This window comes from Sorangium sp. So ce296 (assembly GCF_051529605.1).
Taxonomy (GTDB): domain Bacteria; phylum Myxococcota_A; class Polyangia; order Polyangiales; family Polyangiaceae; genus Sorangium; species Sorangium cellulosum_D.
In genome coordinates this window covers 4,601,679-4,614,998 of the sequence record NZ_CP150325.1, presented here as the reverse complement: position 1 = coordinate 4,614,998, position 13,320 = coordinate 4,601,679, and the positions used below count along the sequence as shown (strand labels likewise).

The 13,320-nt window shown below is 70.0% G+C and carries 11 protein-coding genes; all 11 read right to left on the bottom strand.

The features are described 5' to 3' along the window. Nucleotides 1–59: 59 nt before the first annotated feature. Nucleotides 60–1,553, bottom strand: a complete 1,494-nt coding sequence (locus WME98_RS17415; protein WP_437952314.1) for an OmpP1/FadL family transporter — start codon at nt 1,551–1,553, stop codon at nt 60–62. Nucleotides 1,554–1,582: 29 nt separating this feature from the next. After that, nucleotides 1,583–3,409: an acetyltransferase gene (locus tag WME98_RS17410; RefSeq protein ID WP_437952312.1), complete on the bottom strand. Its 1,827-nt coding sequence runs from the start codon at nt 3,407–3,409 to the stop codon at nt 1,583–1,585. A 19-nt stretch (nt 3,410–3,428) separates the two neighbouring features. Beyond that, entirely contained in the window at nt 3,429–5,375 is a 1,947-nt protein-coding gene (locus WME98_RS17405) for a hypothetical protein (RefSeq protein WP_437952310.1), read from the bottom strand. Nucleotides 5,376–5,579: 204 nt separating this feature from the next. Beyond that, nucleotides 5,580–6,872, bottom strand: coding sequence for a ketopantoate reductase family protein (locus WME98_RS17400; RefSeq protein WP_437952308.1), 1,293 nt, complete (start codon nt 6,870–6,872; stop codon nt 5,580–5,582). Nucleotides 6,873–7,028: 156 nt separating this feature from the next. Beyond that, a complete protein-coding gene (locus WME98_RS17395) occupies nt 7,029–7,730 on the bottom strand; it encodes a hypothetical protein (RefSeq protein ID WP_437952306.1) in 702 nt (233 codons plus the stop codon). Further along, nucleotides 7,727–8,908 (bottom strand): AAA family ATPase, encoded by a 1,182-nt coding sequence (locus WME98_RS17390; RefSeq protein WP_437952304.1) that lies wholly within the window; start codon nt 8,906–8,908, stop codon nt 7,727–7,729. The genes WME98_RS17395 and WME98_RS17390 overlap by 4 nt, the downstream gene beginning before the upstream one ends. 81 nt (nt 8,909–8,989) lie before the next feature. Next, nucleotides 8,990–9,940 carry a diacylglycerol/lipid kinase family protein gene (locus WME98_RS17385; RefSeq protein ID WP_061623843.1) on the bottom strand — a complete coding sequence of 317 codons (951 nt, stop codon included), beginning with the start codon at nt 9,938–9,940 and terminating at the stop codon, nt 8,990–8,992. A gap of 91 nt (nt 9,941–10,031) precedes the next feature. Beyond that, a complete protein-coding gene (locus tag WME98_RS17380) occupies nt 10,032–10,370 on the bottom strand; it encodes a hypothetical protein (RefSeq protein ID WP_437952301.1) in 339 nt (112 codons plus the stop codon). A 38-nt stretch (nt 10,371–10,408) separates the two neighbouring features. Then, a complete protein-coding gene (locus WME98_RS17375; protein WP_437952299.1) occupies nt 10,409–11,419 on the bottom strand; it encodes a YihY/virulence factor BrkB family protein in 1,011 nt (336 codons plus the stop codon). Between the two features lie 388 nt (nt 11,420–11,807). Further along, nucleotides 11,808–12,314: an STAS domain-containing protein gene (locus tag WME98_RS17370; protein WP_437952297.1), complete on the bottom strand. Its 507-nt coding sequence runs from the start codon at nt 12,312–12,314 to the stop codon at nt 11,808–11,810. Nucleotides 12,315–12,519: 205 nt separating this feature from the next. After that, the gene (locus WME98_RS17365; protein WP_437952295.1) at nt 12,520–13,239 is read right to left on the bottom strand and encodes a MerR family transcriptional regulator; all 720 of its coding nucleotides are present in this window, start codon (nt 13,237–13,239) and stop codon (nt 12,520–12,522) included. Between the last annotated feature and the right edge of the window lie 81 nt (nt 13,240–13,320).

The following is a 13,320-nucleotide window of genomic DNA, read 5'->3' as shown; positions in this document are numbered from 1 at the left end:
TGGAGGATGGCGATCCCGCAGCAGCTCATCTCGCTGCTCTTTCGGCACCGCCTTCCCGCTCAGAACACGACCTTGAGGTGCCCGCCCACGGTCGTGAGCACCAGCGTGTACTCCCCGTTGCCGAGGTCGTAGTCCGACTCGGTCACCGTGCGCGGCAAGATGCCCTGCACGCGGACGTCGCCCGAGAGCGATACGCTGTCGCTCACCTTCAAGATGCCGCCGACGTCCCCGATCAGCCGGTGGTTGTCCGGCGACGCCACGTCGATCGTGCTGTCCGGCGAGGCCGGCGACTGATAGCCGACCGACGCGGTCCCGACGAACGCCTCGCTGAAACGGTACTTGGCGCCGGCCTCCAGCCAGACCGTGTCGTTCCACCGGCGCGGCAGGGTCACGGCCACGCGATCGGTGATCCCGAGCTTCGGCTGGGCGAGGTCCGGCGAGGAGGCCGTGACCACGAACGCCTCGATGTCCGAATAGAGCACGTACGAGAGGAGGCCATCGATGCTGAGCTTGTCGTTGACCCGGTAGCCGACCCCGGCCGTGAGCCGCTTGGGGAGCGTGAACGAGAGCTCCGCGTCGCCCTCCACGAGCGGCTTGTAGCGCAGGCCCTGCTCCGCCAGGTCCTGCGTGAAGAACGGGTGGTTCATGTCGATCGCGAACTTGCCCTTGTACCGCATCGCGGTGCTGTGCTGGTACGTCAGGCCGAAGCGCAGGTCCTTGTTCGGATTGAACGCGAGCCCGAGGTGGAACGAGGCGCCGTGCGAGAGCGCCTGCTTGAGCGCGATGGGGCGCGCGAGGACGTCGAGCTCGCGCAGCTCGGACGGCGTGCTCGGGCCGAAGTCGTTGTCCTGCTTGAGGTAGTCGAGGCCGTCGTGGAACTCCTTGAGGCTGGCGAAGTCCTGCACCTTCGAGAGCTCGGCCAGGCCGCCGACGTACGACAGGCCGGCGCCGACCGAGAGCTGGTCGGTCACCTGGAGCCCGGCGGCCGCCGTCAGCGAGCTCGCCACGATGAACGCCTGCTGGAGCTGCCAGCGCTGCGCGCCGTCCGGGAAGCTGAGCGCCGCGGCATACGGCACGTACAGGCCGACGCCCACGGTGAGGCGCTTCGGGATGGCCGGGATCGCCAGGAAGGCGTTGCCCGTCGGCGCGATCGGCGTGGTCGAGACCTGCTCGGCCGGGCCGGTCTTGCCGGGGGCGACGTTCGCCGGATCGAGCGGGAGCTTGAACTGCAGGGTGTCCGGCGTCTGGTAGGTGCCGCGCCGCTCGCGCGTATAGGTGGCGCGGCCGACGATGAGGCCGGCGCCGAGGAGGAGCTCCGGCCGCTCGACGCCCGCGAGCGCGGCCGGGTTCCAGAAGACGGCGGCGGCGTCCGCGGTCGTGGGGCCCGAGGCGCCGCTCGTCACCCACGGCGCGTCGATGCCCGAGGCGCGCGCGTCGCCCGCCGTCCGGCAGACGAGGCCTGTCGCGAGCGCCAGCGCGGCGAGCTCACGTCTTTTCAGTCCACTGGCACGCGCGCGGTTGCGGGGCCGCGGGGTCGGCAGAGCTCCTGTCATGACACGGGTCCTCACGGTGGGGGGGCCGATCACTGGATCCGGGTGAGGGTGAGCGAGAGGCGATGGGCGCTCGGCTTGTCGCCGATCCCGATCTCGTAGCGGCGCCCCTCGTCGTCCGCGAAATACAGCGTATCTCCTGGCTGGACCTCCACCTTCTCGTGGAGCGCATCGCCGTCGATCTCCTCGATCGTCGACACCTTCTTCGTGAGCGCGGCGTCGGCGAAGAAGCCCGGGTTCTCGTAAGCATAGTCGCGCACGCGCACGCCCTCGTCGTCCTTGCGGATGTCGTCGGGCGCGACGAAGTAGAGGTAATCGCGCTGGCCGGCGACGCCGCTCTCGGTGCTCGGCTGGTAGAGGTAGAAGTCCGCGTCGCCGGCGGCGTTGTTGTTGAGCTCGATCGCCATGTCCTTGAGGACCGCCGGATCCTTCGCGAGGTTCTCCTTGATGCTCGCGACGAGATCCTCGGTCTTCACGCCGACCGGGACGTCGCGGAGGGTCACCTCGAGGTCGGCCTCCCCCTCGGCGAGGCCGCCGTCGTGGAGCCGCGCCTGGGCCACCTCGAGGAGGATGTCCCAGAAGTAGGACGGCGGGGGCGGCGGGTCTTCGAGGACGATGCTGCTATCGACGCTGATCTCGGTCCATCCGGTGCCGTCGACGCAGACCTTCACGGGCTGGAACTCGCTCGTGGAGGTGCCCTGGGGCCCGTAGCTCGAGCAATGCTCCTCGATCTGCGCTGCCTTGAGCTCGCCGGCGCGGGCGAGGATGTGCTCGAACTCCCAGAGCGGCTGCTCCCACACGGGTGAGTCGCCGCGCGGCGCGGGCTCCCGGCTCGTGCCGCCCGGCAGGTGCATCGCGCTCTCGGGGATGGCCAGGGTCAGCTCGCCGATGCTGAGGTTCTTGGCGAGGTTGGCGAGCTCGAGCCAGTCCGGCTCGGTGAAGTCGAACAGGGTGTCGATCTGGCCGGGCGTGCTGTTGATGCTCGCGACGTCGGCCATCGTCGCGTCGACCCCCTTGTACGGGAGGGCGTTGACGTTGACCCGGACCGTCATCGTGAAGTCGTCGAGGGCCGCCTTCACCCCGGCGGCGGCCTTGATGAAGCCGGGGTGCTTCGCCCCTCCGGGGTCGTCCGGATCGAGCGGTGTCGGGCCGAACTGCTCGGCGAGGCCGGCGAAGTCGGTGACCACGTCGTAGAGCGTGACGGGGATGGAGTGGGGCGCGACGGGGTAGATGCCGTCCGGGTGCTCGTCGTCCGTCGGTCCTTTGCGGCGCTGGGTGTTCGGGTGGGTGCTGACGAGGTTCTCCAGGACGGCCTGCGACGTGATCTGGACGGGGATGAGCCGCTCGTTGCCGGCCACGCCCACGAGGTCCGAGAGGATCTTCGACGTCGGCAGCCCGACGGCGTTGCCGACGCCGAGCAGGCCCTCGAGGCTCGTGCCGCGGAGATCGGCGTTCTCCGGCGTCATGTTCAGGAGCCCGACGAGGTTCTTCGACGCGGGCGAGAGCGCGTCGATCTCGGCGGGGGGCATGTACATGACCTTGAGCAGCGCGTTCTCGATGAGGGCCGCGATGTCGAGATCGAGCAGCCAGATCCCCTCGAGCGTGGGCCGCGGGATGGCCTTGAGCTCGTCGAGCGTCAGCGTCTTGGCGAAGCGCTTCGCGTCGAACCGCAGGAACTCGAGGGTGAGGGTGCGGCTCTCGTTGACGCCGAGCGCCGGCGGGGGCGGCGGCTGGTCGACGGTGACGGCGTCGACGCAGCCGGGCAGCGCGGCGGAGAGCGCGGCGGCGGCCAGGGGACCGAGCCGGGAGGGCCGGCGGGGGGAGGGGGCGGCGGGGTGGGTGCTGTCTCGCGCTATCATGATCAGAGCCTCACCATGATCAGAGCTTCTCCACGTCGGCGGTGATCTCCACGGGATCGTCGCCGTCGGGCACGTGGAAGCGCACCTCGTAGACGGCGCCCTCGTCGTCCTGCATGTACAGCGTGGTGTCGCCCGGCGGCAGCCGGTATTTCTCGTGCGCGGTGTCGACGACGCCCTCGAGCTCCTTCTTCGAGACCTTGCTCGCCTCGTCGAGATCCCGGCTCGTGAAGAAGCCGGGCTTTTCGTAAGTGTAGGCGCGGGGGGCGTCCGAGCTTTGATCCGAAGGGCGGAGGTCGTCCTCGGCCACGAAGAACAAGGTCGGCGCGCCGTCGGGCGCGGCGCGGCCGTAGTAGAAGTCGAGCGCGTCGTTGTTGACCCAGTACCGGCCGAGGATGATGTCCGCGATCTCCTTGGCCTGGCTCTGGAGCGTGGGGCGGAGATCGGCGAGGATCTCCTCGCCGGTGAGGCCGATGCCGACCTCGTGGAGCGCGAAGACCGGCTGGGCGGCGCCTTCGGGGATCTCGGGAGCGCCATCGCCGGTCGGGTCGTGGATGGCGACCTGGCCGACCTCGGTGAGCAGCTCCCAGAGGAATTGCGGCTTGGGGATCTCGGGCGGCGGATCCGAGATGTTGCCGTTGAAGACGGCCCAGCCGCGCGGGTCGTCGCCCTGGCCGATGTTCACGCCCACCCGGCACGTCCCGCCCAGGCGGAAGTAACACCCCGTGAAGGGCACGCGCTCGCCATAGGTGAGGAAAGCCGCCTTGCCCACGATGTGCTCGAGCATGAACGGGGGGACGGTCCACACCGTGTCGGTGCCGACCGGCATGTCCGGAGAGTTCTCCTTGCAGGCCGGCACATCGGTGCACGCCGGCACCGTGGTGGCCATCTCGCGCAGCGAGATGCGCATATCGATCGTCGGCGTCGGGGCGATGCCGGTGATCTGGAGCTTCTCCGGATCGTTGAAGTCGAACCGGAGCGGCGCGTCGCCGGTCCGGAGGAACATGTCGCCGCCCCCCTTCGAGAGGTCGACCCCCGTGACCCTGCGCAGGCCCGACTCGGCGACCACGCGCATCTGGAAGTCGGGCAGGAGGACGTTGCTCTTCGTGGTGAACGTGCTGTCGTCAGGGACCAGCACCCCGGGATGATTCCCGGACGGGCCGAGCTTCTCGGAGAGCGGCTGGAGATCGAAAAGGGCCTCGTAGAGGGTGACAGGCAACCTTGCCCCGTCCGGGTCGGAGACTGCCGGGTGCGTGCCGAGCAGCTGCTGCTGGAGGGCGAGGATGAGCTTGGGTATCGGTACGAACGGGGCTATCCGCTTGTCGCGCGCGGCCGTGGGCTCCGGCTGGACCGTCAGATCGAGGCTGATGCTGTCGGAGAGGACATCGGCGAAGTCGAACGCGAAGGTGCCGGGGTTCTCCTCGAAGATCTGCTGGAGCCCCTCGAGCGACGTCCCTGTCACGTCGGCGTTGGCGGGCGTCATGCTGAGCAGGCGCACGAGCGCGAACTCCGGCGACGTCCGCCACTCCGCCCCGAAGCTCTGGCCGAGCGGGGTGAGCGTGCAGTCGTGGCCGGGGCTCGGGCTGTCCTTCTTCCACTCGACCCCGCACGCGTTCTGGATCTGCTCGAGGGCGCTCTGAAGCAGGCCTGTGGTGTCGACGTCGAGGATCGTGATCTGCTTGGCGCCGTCCTCGCCGAAGACCTGGAGCGCCTTCTCCTTGTCGAGCTCCAGCACGACCGACGGGACCTCCGCGTCGTCGATGCGCAGCCGGAACCGGTTCGGCTCCTTGATGACGGGCCCGCCGCCCCCGCCGCCCTCGCCCCCGCCGTCCCCGCCGCCGGCGGCCCCGCTGCCGCCGCCGCCTCCGCCGTCGCCGCACGCGGCGAGCGCGGCGAGCAGCAAGAGGGGAACGCGGCCGAAGGGCGCGGCGCCGCGCCGGGAGGGGAGAGCGAACGGGGAGTGCGTCATGAGGGCTCCTCGTCGAGGGACCTGCTCGAGATCCACAGGAAGAGACGCCCGATGCTACCCAACTTCGACGCGCCGGCGCGACAAAGAGATCGCGCCGCGACGACGCGGAGCGCGCGATCCGCGACGACGCCAAGAACGCTGGGACACGTTGTGTGTGTCCCTCGGCGTTCTTTCATCCTTTTCGACGGCGCTTCGCGCCCCGCGCTACGCGCCCTCGCGATCGCCCGGGGCGTCCGTCGCCGCCACGGACGGCTCGTCCGTCACGGCCGCGGGGGCGTTCGCTCCCGTCGTGGACGGCTCGTCCGACGCGGCCGCGGGGGCGTTCGCCGCCGCCGCGGACGGCTCGCCCGTCCCGGTCGCGGGCGGCGGCCGGTTCGACGAGGGCGCCCCCACGAGCTCGCGCGTCCGGTCGAACAGCGCGCGCAGCAGGGGGAGGCTCGGCTTGCGCTTGCGCGCGGCGATCGCGAGCACCTCCTCGCGGACCGCGGCGTTGATCGGCGTCGAGATGTCGAGCGCCGCGCCGCGCTCGACGACCTCGCCGTTCAGGAAGTCGACGGCCGGCGGGCGGCCGCGCTCGATGGCCGCGAGCATCGAGGAGCGCATGCGGCGGTAGCGCGCGCCGACCGCGAGGAGCAGCGCGTGCTTCGCGAACAGGCCCGGCGAGCCCACGGCGGCGCGCTCGGCGTCGGTGAGCGCGATCCAGTCGAGGTCGAGCGTCCCGGCCACCTTCTCGAGGCGCACGCTGGACGCGCGCGAGACCTGCACGGTCTCGGTCATGATCTCCAGCGCGAGGCGGCGGACGAAGCGGTGCCGGAGGAGCGCGCCGAGGCGGTCGCCGCCGATGGTGCCGAGCGACGAGATGGCGCAGTTGATGGCGAGCTTCGACCAGCGCGCGCCGGCGAGGTTGTCGGTGACGGTGGTCGGGCCGATCGCCTCGAGGATGCGCGCGAGCTCGTCGAGGCGCCCGTCGCGGGCGCCGTCGAGCCGGCCGAGGACGAAGCCGCCGCTCGAGGTGCGGTCGTACACGCCGGGCTCGACCATCGAGGCGCCCCACGCGACGATCGCGCCGAAGGTGCGCTCCGGGCCGGCGATGCGGGCGACGCGCTCCTCGCAGAGGCCGTTCTGGAGGCAGACCATCGCGCCCGTCGGGGCGAGGTGCGCGACGACGCTGCGCGCGGCCTCCTCGACCTGCGGCGGCTGGGTCGCGAGGAGGACGTAGTCGAAGGGGCGGGTGTCCGGGCCGAGCTCGCGCACGGCGCGGCCGCGGACGGTGCCCGGGCTCGCCTCGCCGCGCACGCGGAAGCCGGCGGCGTTGATGGCGTCCGCGATGAGGGGGTTCGTGGTGAAGGCGGTGACGTCGTGGCTCTGCTCGAACAGGTGCGCGGCGATGATGCCGCCGATGCCGCCGCAGCCGACGACCAGCAGGCGGGGAGCAGAGGAAGCGCGGACAGCGGACGAGCTCGGGGCAAGCTCGCCGGGTGAATCGGTGAAGCTCATGCGAGATCCCTTACCACCACTGGGGCGCGGGCTCGACGGGCTCGAGGGGAGGGGGATGGGGGGGCGGGAGGGTCGGGAGTCGCGGCGGTTTCCGCGGCGCGTCACGTGAGGAGCGGGCGCTGCGGCGGGGTTAGCGGGCAGCCCGCGTTGGCGTGATCACGGCCCTGCGTCCCCGGCTGCCTGGAAGGCGGCGAGCAGGTGCCGGAAGCTCGGGAGGTGGCCTGTGCGCGCGCACCGCGCCCGCAGCGCCTCGAAGTACGACGGCTCGATCACCACGCCAGGGCGCTGCTTCGTGTAGCGGTGGCTGCGCTCGATGAGCATGGCCTTGAGATACGCGAGGTGGAAGCTGGCGCGCGTGACGTAGCCGGGATACTTCCCCATCCGCTCGGGATCGTCCGTGCTCACGTCGTAGAAGCGCTTGAAATCGACGAGCTGGGGTGACTGCGGGCCGGCGCGGAGAAACCCGTCGTGCCCCAGAAACCAGGTCTCGATGCAGCAGTGCTGGATGATGATGCGGATTTCGAGCGAGGGATTGCTCCTCGCCATGCGGGAGCCCTGGAGCTCGGCCTGCACGGCGCGGTGGACCTCGGCGTAGCGGGCTTCGTACGTGTCCTCCTCCGAGTCGATGCAGATCCAGAGCTCCTGCACGCGGCCGGGGTTCGCGTCGATGTCCTTGAGCAGGCCGGCGATCCTGCGGTAGCACGAGGGATAGCCCTTGCCGCTCACGAGGACGTACCCGTCGGCCGTCAGGTCGGCCACGTTGGCGACGCGATGGAGCGCGGGGAGCCGGTGCCGCAGCCATGCCTCGTAGACCCTCGGCTCGGTCTCGGCGCCCTCGACGAGGAGGACGAGGTTCATCCCTGGACCCCGTGCTCGTACTCCGGCAGGTTGATGAGCCGCGTGAAGCGATCGAGGTGCGAGCGCTCCTCCGCCATCGCCGGGATCTTTTCGGCGTCGAGGACCCGCACGCGGCTGCCCTTCCGGGTGACGATCTTCCAGTGGCTCGGCGGGATCTGCTCGATGATGTAGGGGTGATGGCTGGTGAGGATGAACTGAAGGTCGGGCGCCCGGCTCAGGAGGAAGCGCGTCACGGCAGGCAGACAGTTGACGCCGAGGCTCGATTCCAGCTCGTCGATGAGCACGACCGTGCCAGGCGGAGCGAACGAGAGATGGACAAGAAAGGAGAGGTAGCGCTGCATGCCGGAGGACATGTCGGCGAAGGGGATCATGCCGTCGACGCCCGATTCGGCCGCTGTGAGCGCCATGTTGTACATGCCCGCCCACCGCTTGCTCCTCTCATTGCCCAAGTAACGATAGCGCTGGACCTTGAGCTTCTCGACGGTGGGGAACGCTTCCCGGAACGCCTCCTCGATCTCGGCGAACGCGTCTGGAAACAGCTCCTGGAGAAATTCGGATTTGTTATGCAGGGGCAGCGTGAAGTCCGCGCCCACCTCAGCCGCGGACTGGTAGTCGTTCCGCAGCTCTTCGAAATGGCTCTCTATCTGTGTTCCGTAGCTCGGCAGATTTTCGAGCGCTTCCAGAGGAACGCTGCGAGAAAAGGCCCTGTAAAGCGGAGCCATCGCCGGGTCTTCCTTGAGGACGGCAATTGCGCTCTGCGCCCGGTCTAGCTTCGGGATCGCGTGGCCGTTCAGAAGGAAGCGCTCAGGCGCGCGTTCCACGATGGGCCGATCCCCCTGGAGGATGAGCTCACTCCGGATGAGGGCCGGCTCCTCGGAATGCAGCGCGCCATGATCTTCTGATCCCAGCCCGACGCGCGGCTCCAACTCGGCTTCCCAGCGGTAGGTGAGCCCGTCGTGCTCGAAGTCGATCGCGAAGCTGGCTCCTCGGAGCTGTTCGAGCCGCTCTTCCGTTTCTTTTTTGCCGAGCGCGACAGAGCAGACCTGCTCGATCGTCCGCACGATCCGCGTCTTCCCCGCCCCGGACACGCCGACCAGCAGGTTGAACGCATCGAGCGCCATCGGCTCGAGCGTCCAGCCGCGCCGAGCGCTCTGGACCTCGAAGGTCAGGATCCTCATACGGCGGCGAGTCTACGCGCTCGTCGCAGGCCAGCCAACCGCCCAACCCCGCCGGGCTCGGCCACAGCGCCTGGCCGCCCCTCAATCCGCCGGCGCCAGCACCTCGATCGCCTTCGGCTCCAGCGTGACCGTGATCGGCAGCCGACCGAGCGGCTCGCCGTCCACGTCGAGCAGGAACGCGTGCTCCACGTCGCGGTTCAGGAGCGTCAGCTCGATGCGATCGCACTGAAAGTGGCGGACGTCCGGGTGGCGGATGTGCGCGCCCGTGTACATGCCGGTCGACACGGCCGCGAAGCGGAGGTGGGGCGCGCCGCCCAGGTCGATCACGTCGAACACGCCGTCGTCGGCCCGCGCCATCGGCGCGACCTGCATCCCCGCGCCGAAGAAGCGGCCGTTGCAGATGGCCACGGTGCGCGTCGCGAGCTCCAGCTCGCGCCGCTCCCCGCGCAGCGTCGCCACGCAGCGCACCCGGCCGACGCGGCTGCGGACGAGGCCCCGGAACGACGCCATCGTGTACGCGAGCGTGTTGCCGAGCGCCCGCGTCGTCTCGCTGACGATCCGATCCACGAGCCCGCTCATCCCCGCGGAAAGGACGTTGACGAAGAACGCCTCGGCCTGCTTTCCGTCGTGCGTCTCGTACGAGAAGCGGCCCACATCCATGGGGCGCGCCTTGCCGCTCGCGATCGCCGTGCAGTAGTGGTCGAGCCGGTGGTTCAGCTTCAGCGTCCTGCAGAGGTCGCCGCCCGTGCCCGCGCCGATGATCCCGAGCCGGGTGCCCGAAGCGCCCCGGTCCTTGGCCTGCATGAGGCCGTTCACCACCTCGTTGACGCTGCCGTCCCCGCCGACCGCCACGACCGTCTCGCGCCCGCCGAGCGCGGCCTCGCGCGCGAGGTCGACGGCGTGGCGCGGGCGCTCCGTGCGCACGATGTCCACCTCGCCGAGGATACGCTGGATGGGCTCCTGCATCCCGTCGAAGAGCTTGGCCGTCTTTCCGCCGCTGGAGCGGGGATTCACGATGAGAAGGGGGCGCATGCGGGCCCCGATGCTAGATGCCCGAGGCCGCCGAGCGCGAGGTGTTTTTGTGGAGGGCCGGCCCGGCCGGCTCACGGCTGCTTCCCCCGGCTCAGGGCTGCTTCGTGCAGCCGCAGCCGCAATCGTCGCTGAAATAGGTCCAGCCGGGGTCGCAGACGAAGCGCATCCGGGCGCACTGGTCCGGGCTCTGCCCGACATACTTGAGGAGCGGGCCGCCGGTGCAGCCCTGCTGGTCGCCCGTGCCCGGCGCGCCGCCGGCGCCGACCGGAGCGTCCACCTCCTGGCCCGCCGCGCCGCCGGGTTCCGCGCTCCTCGTGCCGTCGGCGGGCACGGGGGTCATGGGCGCGCCGCCCTGGGCGCCCTGGCAGCCCGCGGCGAGCGAGCCGATCAACACGAGCAGCGATGTGGAAGCGAGGATTCTGTGCGACATGAGAGAGCTCCGGTGAACAGGTCAAGTCGATCGGCGCTCTAGGCCCTGCCCCCGTGGAGCTCCGAGCGGTTCGAGCGTGCGGGGTGGGGGAGCGCGATGTCCCCGCCCGCGCTCCTCTCGCGCGGGGGGCGGCCGGCGCTGGCCGGGAGCGCGGACTCCTGGCCCTCCTTCGCGGCCTTGGGCACGTCCACCCCGGTATCTTCCGAGTCCTTGGCGCCGGTGCGCTTTCCGTCCGGCGAGCGGTGCTCGATGATGGCGTTGATCTCGGCCCCGAGGAGCACCGCCATCGAGGAGATCCACATCCAGAGGAGGAGGATGATGACGCCGCCGAGCGCGCCGTAGCTCACCTCGTAGCTGCCGAAGCGGCTGACGTAGAAGGAGAACCCCAGCGAGGCGATCGCCCAGATCACGACCGCCACGACCGATCCTGGGGTGATGAACTTGAACTTTTGCTCGACGTCGGGGAGCACGTAATAGAGGGCCGCCAGGACGGCCATCACGATGAACGCCGAGACCGGCACGCGCAGCCAGAGGATCGGCGTCGCCAGCGGGCCGAGGTGCTCGGTGACCGCCGGCGTGGCCACCGCGAGCGCCGAGGCGACCGTCAGCAGGACGGCGCCGCCGAGCGTGACCAGGAGGGCGATCCCGCGGCGCTTGAGGAACGACCGGCTGTCCTCGACGCCGTAGGCGGCGTTGAGCGCGTCCATGAGCGCGATCACGCCGCCCGAGGCGGCCCAGACCGCGCCGAGCGCGCCGACCGTCAGGAGCGCCGGGCTCTGCCCCTCGGTGAGCGCCTGGAGGCGCTCGCCCAGGATGTTCGCCACGGCCGGCGGGGCCATCTGGTAGAACTCGCGCATCAGCCGCGCGGACTCGGCCGGATCGATGACCAGGCCGGCGAGGGCGACCGCGAAGAGCAGGAACGGGAAGATCGAGAGGACGCCGAAGAAGGTCAGCGCAGCAGCGACGGTGTCGACCTTGTCTTTGACCCATTCCTGCTTGATGTCGTTCAGAAAATCCTTCCAGGGGATTTCTTTTCCGGGCAGGTACATGACAGACCTTCACTGCAGGGGCGCGCGGCGCGCCGTTGCGTTCTTCCTGGGCGGCCTCCGCCGGGGCGGCCGTCTGGGAGAGAGCAACGCGAGTGCCAGGCCGGGCGCGGCGGCAGCGGGGCGGACAGGGGGGCTGCCGGTCTGCCCGCGTCGGCGCCGGGGGGCCCGCTCGCGCCGGGCGCTTGCTGGCTTCGCCGTCGCCCGTGGCGCGAATTGCCTCACGCGGCACAAAGGCCACATCACGGCGTGTGCGATCGTGGGCCGGCTGCCGCTCGCGCTGCCTCGCTGCAACACGCGGCGACCGCTGGCGGCGAGCGCATCCGAGCGGTCGGCGGGCGTGGCGCCTCTCCCGTGTCGCCGGAGCGCCGGAAGGCATGGCGTCGAGGGATCAGCTCCCCTGGGGGTCGCGCCGGGCGCGCGCGGCCGAGGTGGGGGCAGCGGACGCGGGCGTTGCGGGGCGCGTGCCTGTCCGGGCGAGGGCGTGGGCGATGCCGCTCTGCAGGGTGCTGCGGGTGGTGATGCCTGTGAGGTCGACCCCCAGCTCCACCAAGGTCTGCGCGGTGTCCGGGTTGATCCCGGTGAGCATGAGCTGGGCGCCCAGGAGGCGCGCGGCGCGCGCGATGCGCAGCAGGGCGTCGGCGGACTCGGCGTCGACGTTCCTGACGCCCGTGACGTCGACGATGGCGGTGTGAAACTGGTGCTGGACGATGCCGTCCAGGAGCTTCTCCATGGCTTGCTCCTGGAGGATCCCGTCGCGATCGATGAAGGCGACGAACATCGGGATCACCGAGCAGAGCGCTTCCAGCTTCGCCCGGGCATCCTCCTGCTCGGCCACGCGCTGGGGCAGGGCCGCGTTCTCGCCTTCGAGTCCCGTCGAGCTCGGTCGTTCGTTCATCGGGCCGCGATTCCAATGCTACCGTACTCCAGGAAGTCGGTCCGAGCGAGCGAAATCCAGCATGGGATCGCGGGGATGGGCCGATGCTGGAGGGGCGTAATCGTGGGCGAAGCGGCAGGCGCGAGGGGAGGGGGCCCGCCGCGTGGCGCGGGGGCCCCGCCGAACACCTACCGACTACCTGTCTACCTGTCTACCGCGCAGCAACCTAGCTCATCGCCTTGCCGATGAACTCGTGCAGCGCCGGATCCATCCCGTGCTGGTTCCTCATCGACGGCTCCTCCTGGTACATCCGGTTCAGCGATCGCTCGATCCCCGGATTCTTCCCCGTGAACGCGTCGATGAGCTCCCGCATGCGCTTCACGATCTGCTGCACCGGCTCGCTCTTCGGATCGGAGCCCTTCTGCATCTCCGCTCGCATGTCGTCGTAGATCTGCTTCCACGCCGACTCGGCCTCGCGCATCTTCTCCGGGCCGATCGCCTCCGCGCGCTGCTTGAGCTCCGCGAGCTGCTCTGGGGTGTAGTACTTCTCGATCATGGTCATCACCTCGATGGTTTGAAGGAGCTGCTCCACAGAGACGTCCTCCCCCGCGCGAAGCACGCTTGCCAGACCCTCGAGCCGCGTGCAGAGCTTCTGCTCCAGCGCGATCTGCTCGCGCAGCCGCGCAAGGTGCAGCTCGATGGTCTCCAGCGGAGAGAAGCCCGGCCCGTCCAGACACCCTGTGATCTGCTCCAGGCTGAAGCCGAGCTCGCGCAACGACTTGATTTGCTGGAGCCGGGCGACGTCGCCTGCCGAGTACATCCGGTGCCCCGACGCCGTGCGGTGCGACGGAGACAGCAGCCCGATCTCCTCGTAATAGTGGAGCGTACGGACGGAGAGGCCGGTCTGCTTGGCGAGATCGCCGACTTTCAACGGTGCTGAACGCATGGTGCTTCCCCTGTTTCCAGGGCGGGGGAGGACGTCCATGCCCCGGAGGCTAGGTCCTCACGTAGCGTGAGGATCAAGGCC